Source organism: Kitasatospora sp. NPDC091207 (assembly GCF_044768625.1).
GTDB lineage: Bacteria > Actinomycetota > Actinomycetes > Streptomycetales > Streptomycetaceae > Kitasatospora.
The window spans coordinates 214,330-228,765 of record NZ_JBIVVS010000001.1 but is presented as its reverse complement, the minus strand read 5'-3'; the positions used below and the strand labels follow the sequence as shown (position 1 = coordinate 228,765).

Below are 14,436 nucleotides of genomic sequence, written 5' to 3'. Positions count from 1 at the left end.
CCGCGGCTCACCCATCGGACTCCCCCGTCCGGGCTCCCCGCATCTGCCAGCCGAGCTGGAAGAGCGTCTCCGCGTCGTACAGCTCCCGCAACCGCGAGATGTGACCGGCGACCGTCCGCTCGCTCAGACCCAGCCGGCTCGCGATCGCCCGTTGGGTCAACCCCTGCGCCAGCAGGCGGCCGATCCGGTCGTGCACCGCCGGCTCCGCCGCGCCGGCGGCCAGCGCCGACCAGTTCACCCCCTCCGCCTGCCGCCACTGCTGCTCGAACACGTCCACCAGGAAGGCGACCATCGCGGAGTCCTCCACCAGCGCCGCGCTGGTGTTGTCCGGGGCCGCCGGGATGACCGCCACCCTGCGGTCGAAGATCAGCACGCGTTTGAACGGCACGACCATGGTGCGGATCGGACTGCCGAGACCGGCCGACATCGCCGCGTACTCGACGGTCGGGGCGTCGAGGCGGGCGCTCGCCTCGTAGATGGTGCGCATGCTGCCACCGCGTTCGAGGTAGCGGCGGGTGTGCTCCAGGGAGTCCTTCATATGGGCGGGCGGCCGGGCTCCGCCGGGCTGGGCCGCCCAGGCCTCGCGGCGGTGCTCGTCGGCGAGCTGCGAGATCAGGTGGCGGATGTGCTCCATCCCGGTGATCCGCCGGACGCCGCCGGCGCGGTCGTACCGGCCGGGCGCGGCGTCGTAGGCCTGGGTCAGGTCGTCGAGGAGCTCCGGGACGAGGGCCGCCCGGGCCAGCAGGCGCGCGCCCTCCTCCCGGAGGCCGGCGCCGATCCGCTCACCGACCGCACGCGGGTTCACCGCGCGGTACACGCCGTCCGCGTGCCGCAGCGTGAGCAGCCCGACGTCGGTCAGCTGGCGGATCGCCGGGGCGTCCTGCGCGCGCACCTCGTCGATCCGCAGCCGCCCGCCCTCGTGCAGGACGCGCCGGTACAGCTCCCGGGCGTCGGCGTCCGGGAGCGGGACCCGGGTCTCAGTCATCGCGGCCGCCCCGCATCAGCCAGCCGAGCTGGAAGAGCGTCTGCGCGCCGTGGCGTTCGCGCAGCCGGGAGATGTGCGCGGCGACGGTCCGCTCGCTCAGGCCCAGCCGGGTGGCGACGGTGCGCTGGGTGAGGCCCTTGGCGAGCAGCCGGCCGACCCGGTCGGGAGCGTCCCCGGCGGCGCCCCTGGCGACGGTGCCGGACCAGTCGACGGCGTCGGCGCGGGCCCAGTCGCGTTCGAAGGTGCCGACCAGGAAGGCGATCGCGGCCGGGTCGGAGATGAAGGCGGCGGTGCTGTTGTCCTCGTTGGCGGAGATCACCGCGACCGAGCGGTCGAAGACGAACAGGCGCTGGAACGCCTCGTCCAGGATCCGGATCCGCGAGCCGTGCCGGGTGACCTCGTCCGCGTAGGCGAGCGCGGCCGGATCGGAGACCGCGACCGGCTGGTAGACGGTGCGCAGCGAGCAGCCGCGCTGCAGCAGCCGGACGTCCTGGAGGAGCGCGATCTTCAGGGCGTCGGCCGGGCGGTGGCCGGGCTGGGCGGTGAGGACCTCGGTCCGGCAGTCGGCGACCAGCTGGGAGATCCGCTGGCGGATGTGCACGTGGCCCTCGATGTAGACGGTGCCGCCGGAGCGCTGGGGCGGGCGGGGCATCGCGTCGTACGCGCGGGTGAGGCCGTCCAGGGCTCCGGGGAGGTTCTCGGCGCGGACCAGCAGCCGGGTGGCCTCGCTGCGCAGTTCGGCGCCGAGCCGGTCGCTGACCGACCGCGGGCTGACGGCGGTGTAGCAGGCGTCCATCGGGTTGGGCATCAGCAGGCCGATGTCGACCAGGCGGCGCAGCGCGGCCCGGTCGGCCTCCGGGACGTCGGCGGCGGGCACCCGGCCGCCGGCGGCGAGCACGGCCAGGTAGAGCTGCCGGGCCGCCTCGTCGGGTTCACCGCCCGGCGCGGTGGTGCCCGGGGCGGCCGTCGAGTCCGCCGTCACCTCGAACACTCCCTGCCGGATGGGTCTCGGATCTTCCTGTGCCGCGTGTGCCCCACCGGGGTCGATCGTGGTTCCGGTACCGACGCCGCACGCGCTCACGGTACTGCGGGCCGGCGGATCCCCCGGGCCCGGGTGCCGTCGCACACCGGGCTTCCGGGGGTCCGCCGGCAGCACGCCAATTCCACGGTGCTTCCGGCGAGGCGGAGCAGCAACGCCTCGCCGGCTCCGGTCCCGGGGACCATCACCACACATGGCGTCCCGGCCGGCGCTCTTCCCCCCGATATGCAGGTACGGACGTACCTCTCGCATCCAGTATTGAAGAGCAAGTCACCACCAGCGGGCTACGGTTGCCCCGAGGGCCTTGGCGTGTCTCCACCATCACAGCGTGACGGCCGGTGAACAAGTGCCGCCCGAGTGCATGTTTTCGCAATTGCAGGAACCTGCACCGGGGCGCGGCGGCGGCGTCCGGGCGGATCGCCGGGAGTGCCGGAAAAGCCGAGGTCAGCGCGGTGGCCGGGCGCGCGGCGACCGTCCGTTCAGTCGGTGGCGGAGCAGGGTGCCCCGGGAGCGGACTGCCCGATCGGGCATCCTTCACGGATTCTCCATGATTCCTTCACTCACACCCCCATGATCTCGCCGCCACCCACCGTGACCGGTCTTGACCCGAACGTGACGGCTCTGCTAGGCCCTGCCCGGCCGGACCGGACCTAACGGGCCAGCAGCCGCCCGCCGGCCAGCCCGGCGGCGGTGCCGCCGGCCGCGACCGCCCAGGCGGCGGCGAGCAGCACGAAGAGCCCGGCCGCGAGACCGGTGAACCCCGCGAAGCCGGTGTGCCGGGCGAGCGCCGAGGCGCCGGTGACACAGGTGCCGACCGGGAAGGTGTACGCCCACCAGGTCATCCCGAAGGACATCCCGGCGCGGCGGGCGCGCAGGTTGGCGGCGGTGGCGATGACCAGCCAGAGCATCGCGACGCCGAGCACCGCGACCCCGTAGAGCTCCGCGAGGGCGAGCCCGACCGGGGCCAGCCGCGGAGCCACCGGGCGGGCGGCGTCGGCGAGTTGGTGGACGGCCGTGGTGGACTGGCCGAGCGGGCCGAGCACCAGGAAGAGCGACGGGGTGAGCGCCAGGGCGGGCAGCTTGCTGTGCACCAGCCCGGTGAGCACCACCGGCAGCAGCGCCAGGATGGCCAGCAGCCCGACCCCGAACAGCGCGCAGCAGCCGTACAGCAGGCTCTGCTGTGCCACGCCGGCCGGCAGGTGCGGGACGAGCGCGGGGCCGGTGGCGGAGGCGACCAGCGGCGCGACCACCGGCAGCAGCCAGGTCGGGTTGGCCTCCAGCGGGGTGACGGTGTGCCGGGTGATCATCAGGTACGGGATGCCGGCCGCGACCGCCAGCGCGTACAGCGTCCCGACGCTCCAGAGCACCGCGTCCACCGCGACGGCCGGGCCGGTGCCGATCACCCGCGAGCCGAGGGTGAGCGTGCCGAGGCCGACCGCGAGCATGGCGATCGGCGGGCAGCCGTAGAAGACCGCGGTGGCCGGGTGGTCCAGCAGGTGGGCCCGGGCGGCGGCGCGGTGCCGGGTGAGGTGGACCACCCGGGCGGTGCCGAGCACCAGCAGCGCGACCGCCCCGAGCGCCCACATCAGCTCGCCGAACCCGATCAGCCCCGGCAGCCGGACGGGCAGCACGGCCGCGCCGTTGCCGACGATCGCGGTGCCCATCACCACCGCGTACCAGTTGGGGCCGAGCTGGGCGAGGTCGAAGCGGGCGGTGCGGCTGAGCGGTCGTACGCCGGTGAGGATGGCCATGACACCACCGTGCCGTCCACCGTCGGCGGCCGGTAGCGCCCAACGGCCTATGACGGCATAGCCTGAACCTATGGCTCTCTCTCCGCACGTCCCCGAACTAGGAGCACTGGAACTGCTGCTCACGGTGGCCCGCCTGGGCAGTGTCGGGCGGGCGGCGGCCGAACTCGGCGTGAGCCAGCCGACCGCCAGCGCCCGGATCAAGGGCATGGAGCGGCAGATCGGCGTACCGCTGCTGGAGCGCTCCCCCCGCGGCTCCCGGCCGACCAAGGCCGGGCTGCTGGTGGTCGAGTGGGCGCGGCACGTGGTGGAGGCGGCGCAGGCCCTGGACGCCGGGATCGACGCGCTGCGCGAGCGGCGGGACGCCCGGCTGGTGGTGGTCGCCAGCCTGACCGTCGCCGAGTACCTGATGCCCGGCTGGCTGCTGGCGCTGCACGAGACCAGCCCGGGCACCGCGGTGACGCTGCGGACCGCCAACTCGTCGGACGTCGCCGGCCACGTGCTGGCCGGCGAGGCCGACCTCGGCTTCGTCGAGGGCCCGTCCACCCCACCGGGGCTGGCCGGCGCGGTGGTGGCCGCCGACCGGCTGGTGGTCGTGGTGGCGCCGGGCCACGCCTGGGCCCGCCGCCGGGCCCCGGTGACCGGCGCCGAGCTGGCCGCCACCCCGCTGGTGCTGCGCGAGCCCGGGTCGGGCACCCGGGAGGTCCTGGAGATGGCGCTGGCACCCTACGGCGGTGCGGCGAAGCCGCGGCTGGAGCTGGCCTCGTCGACCGCGCTGAAGGCGGCGGCGATGACCGGGGCCGGACCGGTCTGCCTGAGCGAGCTGGCGGTGACGGAGGAGCTGGCGACCCGGCGGCTGGTGGCCGTGCCGCTGGCCGAGGGGCTGGACCTGCGGCGTCCGCTGCGCGCGGTCTGGCCGGCCGGGCACCGGCCGGGCGGGCCGGCCCGGGAGCTGCTGGTGCTGACCCGCCGGTCCGGTCCGTCCGCCCGCACCGGCTGGCAGCCCGCGCCGCGCCTCGACCGCTACACCGCCCCCGGGCACCCCAAGCGTTCATTCGAAAGTTGAGCGGAATAGACTCAACTTAGTGCATGCTGTAGTCATCAGAGATGGCGGCCGACGGTCGCCGTGAGAACGCACCACCCCAGTTCGCCATCAGCGAGGAGGACACCCCAGCAGTGGACGCCAGCAAGTTCACCACCAAGACGCAGGACGCCCTGTCTGCCGCGATCCGGCAGGCCGGCGCCGCGGGGAATCCGGACGTCAAGCCGGTGCACATCCTGATCGCCCTGCTGGAGCAGCCCGAGGGCATCGCCGGGCCGCTGCTGAAGGCGGTCGGCGCGGACACCGCCCGGATCGACAGCGAGGCCCGCCGGCAGGCGGCCGGGCTGCCCAGCGCGATGGGCTCCACCGTCGCCGCGCCCCAGCTGGCCCGGGACACGCTGGCCGTGCTCACCGAGGCCGGCCGGCGCGCCGAGGACCTGGACGACCAGTACGTCTCCACCGAGCACCTGATGGTCGGGCTGGCCGCCGAGGGCGGCGCCGTCGCCGATCTGCTCACCCGGCACGGGGCCACCGCGAAGGGCCTGCTCGCCGCCTTCAAGGACGTCCGCGGCAGCGGCCGGGTCACCTCCCCCGACCCGGAGGGCACCTACAAGGCGCTGGAGAAGTACGGCACCGACCTCACCCAGGCCGCCCGGGACGGCAAGCTCGACCCCGTCATCGGGCGGGACCAGGAGATCCGCCGGGTCGTCCAGGTGCTCTCCCGGCGCACCAAGAACAACCCCGTGCTGATCGGCGAGCCCGGCGTCGGCAAGACCGCCGTCGTCGAGGGCCTGGCCCAGCGCATCGTCGCCGGCGACGTGCCGGAGTCGCTGCGCGGCAAGCGGCTGGTCGCGCTGGACCTCAGCGCGATGGTCGCCGGCGCCAAGTACCGCGGCGAGTTCGAGGAGCGGCTGAAGGCCGTCCTGAACGACATCAAGCAGAGCGACGGCCAGGTCGTCACCTTCATCGACGAACTGCACACCATGGTCGGCGCGGGCGCCGGCGGCGACTCCGCGATGGACGCCGGCAACATGCTCAAGCCGATGCTGGCCCGCGGCGAGCTGCGGATGGTCGGCGCCACCACCCTGGACGAGTACCGCGAGCGGATCGAGAAGGACCCGGCGCTGGAACGCCGCTTCCAGCAGGTGCTGGTCGGCGAACCCAGCGTGGAGGACTCGATCGCCATCCTGCGCGGCCTCAAGGGCCGGTACGAGGCGCACCACAAGGTGCAGATCTCGGACGCCGCCCTGGTCGCCGCCGCCACCCTGTCCAACCGCTACATCACCTCGCGCTTCCTGCCCGACAAGGCGATCGACCTGGTCGACGAGGCGGCCTCCCGGCTGCGGATGGAGATTGACTCCTCCCCCGTCGAGATCGACGAACTCCAGCGCGCCGTGGACCGGTTGCGCATGGAGGAGCTGGCCCTGGAGAAGGAGTCCGACCCGGCCTCGGTCGACCGGCTGACCCGGCTGCGGCGCGATCTCGCCGACAAGAACGAGCAGTTGAGCGTGCTCACGGCCCGGTGGGAGCAGGAGAAGAAGAGCCTCAACCGGGTCGGCGAGCTCAAGGAGCGGCTGGACGACCTGCAGGGCGCACTCGAACGCGCCCAGCGGGACGGTGACTTCGAGCGCGCGTCCAAGCTGATGTACGCCGAGATCCCGGCCGCCGAGCACGAGCTGACCGAGGCACAGGAGGGCGCCGCCGGTGAGGACGCCTCCGCCTCCATGGTCAAGGAGGAGGTCGGCCCGGACGACGTGGCCGACGTGGTCGCCTCCTGGACGGGCATCCCGGCCGGCCGGCTGCTGGAGGGCGAGAGCGCCAAACTCCTGCGTGTGGAGGACGAGTTGGGGCAGCGCCTGATCGGCCAGACCGAAGCCGTCCAGGCCGTCTCGGACGCGGTGCGGCGCACCCGCTCCGGCGTGGCCGACCCGGACCGCCCGACCGGCTCCTTCCTGTTCCTCGGCCCCACCGGCGTCGGCAAGACCGAACTCGCCAAGGCCCTGGCCGACTTCCTGTTCGACGACGAGCGGGCGATGGTCCGGATCGACATGAGCGAGTACGGCGAGAAGCACTCCGTCTCCCGGCTGGTCGGTGCCCCGCCCGGGTACATCGGCTACGAGGAGGGCGGCCAGCTCACCGAGGCGGTCCGCCGCCGCCCCTACAGCGTGGTGCTGCTGGACGAGGTGGAGAAGGCCCACCCCGAGGTCTTCGACGTGCTGCTCCAGGTGCTCGACGACGGCCGGCTCACCGACGGCCAGGGGCGCACGGTCGACTTCCGCAACGCGATCCTGATCCTGACCTCCAACCTGGGTAGCCAGTTCTTGGTGGACCCGGCGACCCCGGAGGACCGGAAGAAGCAGCTGGTGCTGGAGTCGGTGCGGGCCGCGTTCAAGCCGGAGTTCCTCAACCGCCTCGACGACATCGTGGTCTTCGACCCGCTGGGCACCGCCGAGCTGAGCCGGATCGTCGACCTCCAGGTGGCCCGGCTGGCCGCCCGGCTGGGCGAGCGCCGACTCACCCTGGAGGTCGACGCGGCCGCCCGGGAGTGGCTGGCGCTCACCGGCTACGACCCGGCGTACGGGGCCCGGCCGCTGCGCCGCCTGGTGCAGTCCGCGATCGGCGACCAGCTGGCCCGGGCCATCCTCTCCGGCCAGGTGCACGACGGCGACACCGTGCTGGTGGAACGGGCCGAGGAGGGCGACCGCCTCACCGTCCGTGCCCGCGGCCCGCTGGAGAAGTAGCGCCCGCGGAGCCTCCCGGCCCGGGCCGCCCCCGTTCCCCGCGGGGGCGGCCCGGTGCCGCGCCCACCCCCGGCGGCGCTCCCTCCCGGGGTGCCCGGACCCGGCTCCGACAAGATCCACCGATGCCCTCCCCGCCGCCCGGGCTCCCCTGTGAGGGAGGGCCCGAATGAGGCAGGATGGGAGGTGGAAAGGGCGGCCTCTCATTGCCGGCCACCACGTGCACTGAGGAAGAGGACCCCCATGAGCATCGACCCGTCGTCCATCCCGTCGTTCGGTCTGCCGCAGGGCGGACAGCCCGGCGGCCAGGGCGGTCAGCCGGCGGGCCCGCCGCCGATCGTCGTCCCGGACCAGGCTCTGGTGACCCAGCTGCTGGACCAGATGCAGCTCAAGCACGTCGTGGACGAGGAGGGCGACCTGACCGCCCCCTGGGAGGGCTTCCGCGTCTACTACATGTTCCGCGGCGAGCAGAAGGAGCTCTTCGCGGTCCGCGCGTTCTACGACCGCGCGTACCCGCTGGAGGACAAGGCCGAGATCCTCGACCTCATCGACGAGTGGAACCGCGACACCCTCTGGCCCAAGGTCTACACCCACACGCACGAGGACGGCGTCGTCCGCCTGATCGGCGAGGCCCAGATGATCGTCGGCACCGGCGTGAACCTGGACTACTTCGTCACCACCACCGCCAACTGGACCCAGGCCGCCGTCGGGTTCGAGCAGTGGATCGTCGAGCGCCTCGGCCTGCAGAAGGAGATCGAGGGCGAGGAGGGCGAGGGCGAGGCCCCCGAGGGCACCAACGAGGCCTGATCCTCCCGCCCCGGCTCCGCTCCGCGGCACGGCCCGCCACCGGCACCCCCGGCGGCGGGCCGTTCTCGTCCCCGGCCGCCCACCGCCCCGAGGACGGGGCGGACGACGAGGCACGAGGAGCCGCAACGGGGACGAGGCCGCCGCCGACGCCGTACTGGCGGGCCGGGGCAACCAGTACCCGCCCGGCCCCGGCATCCCCGAGCCGCGCACCACGATCGCCGAGCACCAGCGGCGCTTCCGCGGCCTCGCCCACGCCCCGGACACCGAGGTGCTCGTCACCGCCGGCGCCACCGATCGGACCTTTCCCAGTGGTCGCGGCCCCACCCCTTCGGCGGGGGCGCGGCAGTGCGAAGCTTGCGTCAACAGGCGACGTCGGACACGAAGGTGGCGTGTGGTATGTGGACGAACAGGGCCCGATTGGTCATCGCCGTCGTGGCTTTAGCGGTTCTCACGGTCGGCTGCGGCAAGGACGGGAAGACGGGCGGCGATCCCGACATCGTGGGTGAACCGGCGGTCCCGCAGATCGGGGTGGACCCGGGCGACGGCTCCCCGGTAGCCCTTCCACTGGACGGCTACTCGGTCGGGGCCGAGGAGTCCGCGCTGATCTTCCGGGCCATGGGCCAGGCCACCCGGACCTGCATGGCCGCCAAGGGGTTCGACTACGACCCCGGGCCGACGCCGACACGTCCCCCGCCGACTCCCATCGACGCCTCGCTCCTGGGCCTGCTCTCCGTCTCCGCCGCGCAGCAGACCGGGTACCACCGGCCGCCCAGGCCAGGCGGCAACGGCACCACCGGTACGGGGAATCCGCCCGGGCAGAGCCCCGAATACCGGAAGGCCCTGGACGGGGAGATCGGGACCAAGGCCGGTGCCGCCGACCGCAGGGCGGACCGGGGCTGCACGGGCGAGTTCGACCGGCGGCTCCAAGCGGAGGGCATCAAGGACACCGCCTCGGACCTGGTGGGCACCCTCCGTGGCAAGGCGTACGACCACGCCGCCGTCGACAGCCGGGTCCGCTCCTCGCTCGCGAACTGGCAGAGCTGTATGGCCGAGCTGGGTTACACCTACGCGAATCCGGTGCAGGCGAGTTCGGCGGCCTGGCCGGAACAGGTGTCGCAGGAGGAACGGGACACAGCGGCCGCCGACATGAACTGCAAGGGGCAGGTGAAGCTGCTGGGCACCTGGAACGCCGTGCTGACGGCCTATCAGCAGCTGTACATCGGCAGGAACGAGCAGGCCCTCCAAGCCGTGAAGGAGACTTCCCAGCAGCGGATCGCCGCCGCCAAGATGCTGCTGGGCCAGGCATGACGGTGGTGGCCGGCCGCCACCGCCGCAGTCCGCTCCTGTTGTTCGCCCTGGCCCTCCTCCCCGTCGGCGGATTCGTCGGCACACGCGCCGCGAACCGGTCGAGGCCGGGGGCGGGGAGGCGCGGGGAGGCCGCACCGGTGAACGACCGCGCGCCCAGCCGGACCGCGCGGACTACCGGCAGGCGATGCCGGCGGCCAACGAATCCGGTGACGGCTCGGCACCGGAGGCCGGGCGAGGCCGGCGGCCGAGGGCCCGCCGGACGCCTCCCGCAGGGACTTCGAAACCTCGGTCTCCGGCTGCCGTGGATGTCCTCGACCAGTGGACGGGGTCCCGGGGGGCCGCTCCGCGGACGATCGGCGGCGACGAGGCCTTCGATCTGCTCGGCGCCGATCTTCCGTGGAGTGCCGGGGCGTTGCTCGTCCACGAGTCCCCCGGGCGGTGCTCCGGAGAAGCCCGCCACCCGGGGGAACAGGTTGCGGATGTCAAGCTGATCGCGGGCAGGACGCTAGGTGCTTCTGAGGGCCTTCAGCGGGTCCGTCCGGGCCGCGCGCAGGGCCGGGTAGAGACCGGCGAGGAGGCCGACGACCGTACCGATCAGCGGGGCGGGCAGGGTGGCGGCCGGTTGCAGGACGGCGGTCCACTCGCGGGCGGCGGCCACGCCGAGCACCGTCAGCACGCCGAGGCCGGTGCCGATCAGGCCGCCGAGGGTGCCGAGGGCTGTCGACTCGGTCAGGAACTGGGCCGCGATGTGGCCGGTGCGGGCGCCCAGTGAGCGGCGCAGGCCGATCTCCTGGGTCCGCTCCAGGACGGCGACCAGGGTGGTGTTGGCGATGCCGACCGCGCCGACCAGCAGGCAGATCCCGGCCAGGGCCAGGAACAGCCCGGTCAGGTCGGAGGTCACCCTGTCCTGAAGGCTGTGCGGGTCCGGCGGCGGGACGACGGTGAACGCGTTCGGGGCGTCCGGTCGCAGGGCGAACGGGAGTTGGGCCGCCACCACGGGTGCCGCACCGATCCGGGTGGCCACCAGGCCCTGGGCGCCGCGGTCCGGCAGCGGGGGCGGGTCGCCATAGCGTTCGAGCGCCGTGGCGGCCGGGATGATCAGACCGAGCAGGGCGCCCGGCTGGCGCCGGACGTCCGCGTAGATGCCGACGACGGTGTACGGGACGCGGTCGATGAAGACGGCGGGCTGGGCGTCCAGGCGGCTCACCCCGAGGCGCTTGGCGGCGGCCTCGCTGAGCAGCACCACGGGCTGGGCGGTTCGTTGGGTGAACTCGTCCAGGGTGACCCCGGCGGTCAGGGTCGGTTCCATCGCGGCGACCGCGCCCGGGGTGGCCGCCAGGACGGACAATCCGGTGCCCTCGTCGGAGCCGTCCGGGCGGCGGGACAACGTCGGGGTGCCGGGGAGCGGCCACCAGACGCCGCCGGCCCGTACGCCGTCGATCGCGGCGATCCGGTGGTCCGCGTCGGCGGGGAAGTCGCTCGGCGGGTTGGTGCCGGGGGCGACGCCGTCGGTGCGCGGGAGGTCGGTCACCGTGACGGTGGTGGCCTTGGTGAGGCTGAACTGTTCGCCGATCTGGCCGGTGGCGGTCGCGGTCAGGCCGAGGACGGCGACGAAGGCGCCGATGCCCAGCACGGTGCCGAGCATGGTCAGCGCCGAGCGGCCGGGGCGCTGGAGGATGCCGGAGAGTGCCTCGGAGAGCAGGTCACGGACGCTGAGCCGGGAGGGCGGCTCGGGGAGCACGGCCCCTCCGCGTCGTCGGATGCGGATCACCGGGCCGGAGCTCCCGCCTCGCGGAGCACGCCGTCGCGGATGGTCACCTGGCGCTGGGCGCGGGCGGCCACGGACGGGTCGTGGGTGATCACCACCAGGGTGAAGCCCTGGGCGTGCAGGGTGTCGAACCGTGCCAGGACGGCCTCGGCGTTGGCCGAGTCCAGGTTCCCGGTCGGTTCGTCGCACAGCAGCAGGCTCGGCCGGTTCACCAGGGCGCGGGCGATCGCCACCCGCTGGCGCTCGCCGCCGGACATCGTGCCGGGCAGCGCCCCGGTGCGGTGGCCGAGGCCGACCAGGCGCAGCGCCTCCAGGGCGGCGGCACGGCGGGCGCGGCGCGGGGTGCGGTTGTAGACCTGGGCGAGGAGGACGTTCTCCTCGGCGGTGCGGTGCGCCAGCAGGTGGAAGGACTGGAAGACGAAGCCGATCCGGTGCCCGCGCAGGGTCGAGCGGTCCCGGTCGCGCAGGCCGCCGGTGTCGATGCCGTCCAGCTCGTAGCGGCCGGTGGTGGGGGTGTCGAGCAGGCCGAGCAGGTGCAGCAGCGTGGACTTTCCGGAGCCGGACGGGCCGGTGACGGCGAGGTACTGGCCGCGGTGGACGGTCAGGTCGGTGGGGTGCAGGGCGACGACGGGCGGGTGGCCGGGGTGGGTGCGGCCGACGCCGTGCAGGGTGATGACGGGCGGCGCGGGGATCATGTGCCGACCACCACCTGGTCGCCGGGCCGCAGTCGGGCGCCCTCGGCCGGGGTGGCGGCTACCAGGCCGTCGGCGGTGACGCCGGTGGTGACCGGGACGGTGGTGCGGTTCCCGGCGGCGTCCACGGTGGTGACGGAGGTGCGACCCGCCGCGTCGGTGGATATCGCGGCGACCGGGACGGCGGTGACGGGGGCGCCCGCCTTGGCCTTGAGGACCGTCAGCCGGACGTTCTTGCCGTTCATCGCGGCGGGCAGCGAGGTGTCCGGGGTTATCGTCACCGGGACGTAACTCTGGCCCCCGGGCTGGTTGTTGGGTGCCCCGGCGGCCGGGCCGGCTGCGCCGGGCTGCGTGGCGCCGGAACCCCCGCCGGGTGCCGCCGAGCCGCCGAGAGTGATCACCTTGCCGGCCGGGGCGACGGTGGTCGCGGCGCCGACCTCGGCGACCGTGCCGGGGACGGTGGTGTCGGTGTCCTCGGCGAGCAGTTCGACGGCCATGCCCGGCTTCACACCCGCGGCCTGGGCCGGAGTCAGCTGTCCGGTGACGGCCAGGCCGCCGCTGGTGAGCGACAGCAGGGTGCCGGAGACCGGCGAGCCGACCGCGCCGTTGACAGCCGTGACGGTGGCCGGGAGGGCGGGCAGGAACAGCACGTGGGCGGCCGGGACCATCGGGCCGTTGACGGCCCTGGCCTTGCCGAGGGCGGCCTGGTCGGCGGCCAACTGCTTCCTGGCGTTGACGAGTTGCTGGTCGAGGTCGCCGGCGGGGGGTTGCTGGGGCTGTGGGGTGGGCGGCGGGGTTGGGGGCGGTGCGGTCGGGCCCGCCTTCTTCTGCGCGGTGAGGTTGTCCACCGTCTGCCGGGCCGCGTCGACCGCCTTCTGCGCGGCGTCCACGGCCTGCTGGGTGGTGGCGCCGGTGGTCGGCACCGGGTAGCCGAGCCCGCGGTAGAAGTCCGACACCGCGGCGGCGGTGCCGGGCCCGTACGCGCCCTTGTCGTCGTCGCCGCTCCCGTGCCCCAACCCGGCCAGTGCGGACTGGAGTTCGGCCACATCGGGGCCGGTGCTGCCGGGCTTGAGGTCGCGGTACGCGGGCACCGGTCCGGGGAGGGCGAACAGCGGCTGCCCGGACACCTCGGCGAGCAGCTTTCCGGCCGCGACGGTGTCCCCTTGCTTCACGCCCAGCTGGGAGACGAACAGCCCGGTCACCTCAGTCGAAGCGGCGGCCGGGACGACGTTGTACTGCGCCGGCGGGTACACCACGGCGCGGGCGGCTATCGAGGGGGTCAACACCTGACTGACCACCGGCGCGGTCAGCAGGCTGTTCGGCGGCGGCGCCGTCTGCGCGGCCCGCTCGGCCGGGGACTTCACCAGCGTCGCCGCCCCCACCCCGCCCACCGCCACCAGCCCAGCGCCCAGCGCCACCCCCAACAACACCCGCCGGCGCCGCGCGGTACGGGACCTGGTGGACGGTGGCGGCTGTTCAACGGTCTGATCGATCGTGCCGGTCGTTGTCAACGGTGCCTTCTCCTCGATGATGCCCCCGGAGAGAGCATGAACCGTCGGATGTCGTTGGGACGTAAGGAGGTTGGAGGCCGTCGGCCGTCATCCCCGTGAGCCGGCGACGATGTCGCGACCTTCCCGAGCCTGACGCCCAGGTGCCGCCGACAGTCGGCGGCCTCCGCCGAACTGGCTTCCACGTCATGCTTGGCGCAGGCATTCCGGACCAACACGATGCCCCCTGTCGTGTTGCCCGCGACCTCCAGCAGGCCATCGGTTCCCACACGGAACGCAGCCGCGAAGGAGTGCCACTGAACTCGGCGCGATGGTGAGGCGAGGAGCGGCGGCCCTCCCCTTGCCGCCCGCTCGGCTTCACCACGAACCAGCGGGCCGTGCGCCTGATCCGGACCACGCCCTTCCGGTGTGCGGCTGCCGCAACACTCCCTGGCCGGAGGATGGTTGGCATCCCTGCACACCACTCACCTCAAGAATCTCACGATACGTCATACCGTGAAATGGCGGCGGCTCGACAACGCGTTCCGAGTCACCCGGCCGTCCGGCAACGCATCAGTCGGCCGGTCCTGGCGTCATGGGCCTCGAACTCGGCGCGGGCTCCTTGGCCCGCACTCCGCGAGGGAGGACGGTTCCGCGCGTTGTTCTCGGCGCGCCCGGCACCGCATTGCGGACCGCGTCCCCGCAGGATGCCGCCGACCGACCCGGCGTGGTGGAGGCATCGGTGGGTACACCGGCCGAAGGGTACGAAGAACCATCCCTCCGCACAGACCGCGAGCGAGGGCAATAGGCTTCGATCCGGAC

10 protein-coding genes and 1 pseudogene are annotated in these 14,436 nt (G+C 73.8%); 5 read left to right on the top strand and 6 right to left on the bottom strand.

Features of this window, described 5'->3' with window-relative positions; translation table 11 throughout:
- Positions 1-7: 7 nt before the first annotated feature.
- The 3 genes from ACIQTO_RS01025 to ACIQTO_RS01015 all read right to left on the bottom strand — a co-directional run bounded on the left by ACIQTO_RS01025 (position 8) and on the right by ACIQTO_RS01015 (position 3,775).
- Positions 8-985, bottom strand: a complete 978-nt coding sequence (locus tag ACIQTO_RS01025; protein ID WP_402381147.1) for a LuxR C-terminal-related transcriptional regulator — start codon at positions 983-985, stop codon at positions 8-10.
- On the bottom strand, positions 978-1,967 hold the full coding sequence (locus ACIQTO_RS01020) for a LuxR C-terminal-related transcriptional regulator (protein WP_402381144.1): 990 nt from the start codon (positions 1,965-1,967) through the stop codon (positions 978-980). The genes ACIQTO_RS01025 and ACIQTO_RS01020 overlap by 8 nt, the downstream gene beginning before the upstream one ends.
- A 707-nt stretch (positions 1,968-2,674) precedes the next feature.
- Complete coding sequence (locus tag ACIQTO_RS01015; protein ID WP_402381141.1) at positions 2,675-3,775, bottom strand: TDT family transporter; 1,101 nt, start codon at positions 3,773-3,775, stop codon at positions 2,675-2,677.
- Between the two features lie 70 nt (positions 3,776-3,845).
- Here ACIQTO_RS01015 and ACIQTO_RS01010 point away from each other — a divergent pair, with 70 nt between their 5' ends.
- From ACIQTO_RS01010 to ACIQTO_RS00990, 5 genes and pseudogenes are all read left to right on the top strand, one after another.
- A complete protein-coding gene (locus ACIQTO_RS01010) occupies positions 3,846-4,838 on the top strand; it encodes a LysR family transcriptional regulator (protein ID WP_402381138.1) in 993 nt (330 codons plus the stop codon).
- A 110-nt stretch (positions 4,839-4,948) separates the two neighbouring features.
- Entirely contained in the window at positions 4,949-7,555 is a 2,607-nt protein-coding gene (clpB, locus tag ACIQTO_RS01005; protein WP_402381136.1) for an ATP-dependent chaperone ClpB, read from the top strand.
- A gap of 240 nt (positions 7,556-7,795) precedes the next feature.
- Positions 7,796-8,359, top strand: coding sequence for a YbjN domain-containing protein (locus tag ACIQTO_RS01000; protein ID WP_402381133.1), 564 nt, complete (start codon positions 7,796-7,798; stop codon positions 8,357-8,359).
- A 133-nt stretch (positions 8,360-8,492) separates the two neighbouring features.
- Positions 8,493-8,654: pseudogene (locus ACIQTO_RS00995) on the top strand (aminotransferase); the annotation flags it as partial.
- A gap of 137 nt (positions 8,655-8,791) precedes the next feature.
- On the top strand, positions 8,792-9,667 hold the full coding sequence (locus ACIQTO_RS00990) for a hypothetical protein (RefSeq protein WP_402381130.1): 876 nt from the start codon (positions 8,792-8,794) through the stop codon (positions 9,665-9,667).
- A 505-nt stretch (positions 9,668-10,172) separates the two neighbouring features.
- On the opposite strand, the gene ACIQTO_RS00985 is transcribed toward ACIQTO_RS00990, so the two are convergent.
- From ACIQTO_RS00985 to ACIQTO_RS00975, 3 genes are read right to left on the bottom strand one after another with little or no spacing between them, the layout of a single operon-like run.
- Positions 10,173-11,438 (bottom strand): ABC transporter permease, encoded by a 1,266-nt coding sequence (locus ACIQTO_RS00985; RefSeq protein WP_402381127.1) that lies wholly within the window; start codon positions 11,436-11,438, stop codon positions 10,173-10,175.
- Positions 11,435-12,130: an ABC transporter ATP-binding protein gene (locus tag ACIQTO_RS00980; protein WP_402381124.1), complete on the bottom strand. Its 696-nt coding sequence runs from the start codon at positions 12,128-12,130 to the stop codon at positions 11,435-11,437. Before ACIQTO_RS00980 ends, ACIQTO_RS00985 begins: the two co-directional genes overlap by 4 nt.
- Positions 12,127-13,545 (bottom strand): peptidoglycan-binding protein, encoded by a 1,419-nt coding sequence (locus tag ACIQTO_RS00975; protein WP_402381121.1) that lies wholly within the window; start codon positions 13,543-13,545, stop codon positions 12,127-12,129. Before ACIQTO_RS00975 ends, ACIQTO_RS00980 begins: the two co-directional genes overlap by 4 nt.
- Positions 13,546-14,436 lie beyond the last annotated feature (891 nt).

Coding starts and splice junctions, on each gene's coding strand:
- ACIQTO_RS01025 (WP_402381147.1), bottom strand. CDS start 985: ATGACTGAGACCCGGGTCCCGCTCCCGGACGCCGACGCCCGGGAGCTG.
- ACIQTO_RS01015 (WP_402381141.1), bottom strand. CDS start 3,775: ATGGCCATCCTCACCGGCGTACGACCGCTCAGCCGCACCGCCCGCTTC.
- ACIQTO_RS01010 (WP_402381138.1), top strand. CDS start 3,846: ATGGCTCTCTCTCCGCACGTCCCCGAACTAGGAGCACTGGAACTGCTG.
- ACIQTO_RS01000 (WP_402381133.1), top strand. CDS start 7,796: ATGAGCATCGACCCGTCGTCCATCCCGTCGTTCGGTCTGCCGCAGGGC.
- ACIQTO_RS00980 (WP_402381124.1), bottom strand. CDS start 12,130: ATGATCCCCGCGCCGCCCGTCATCACCCTGCACGGCGTCGGCCGCACC.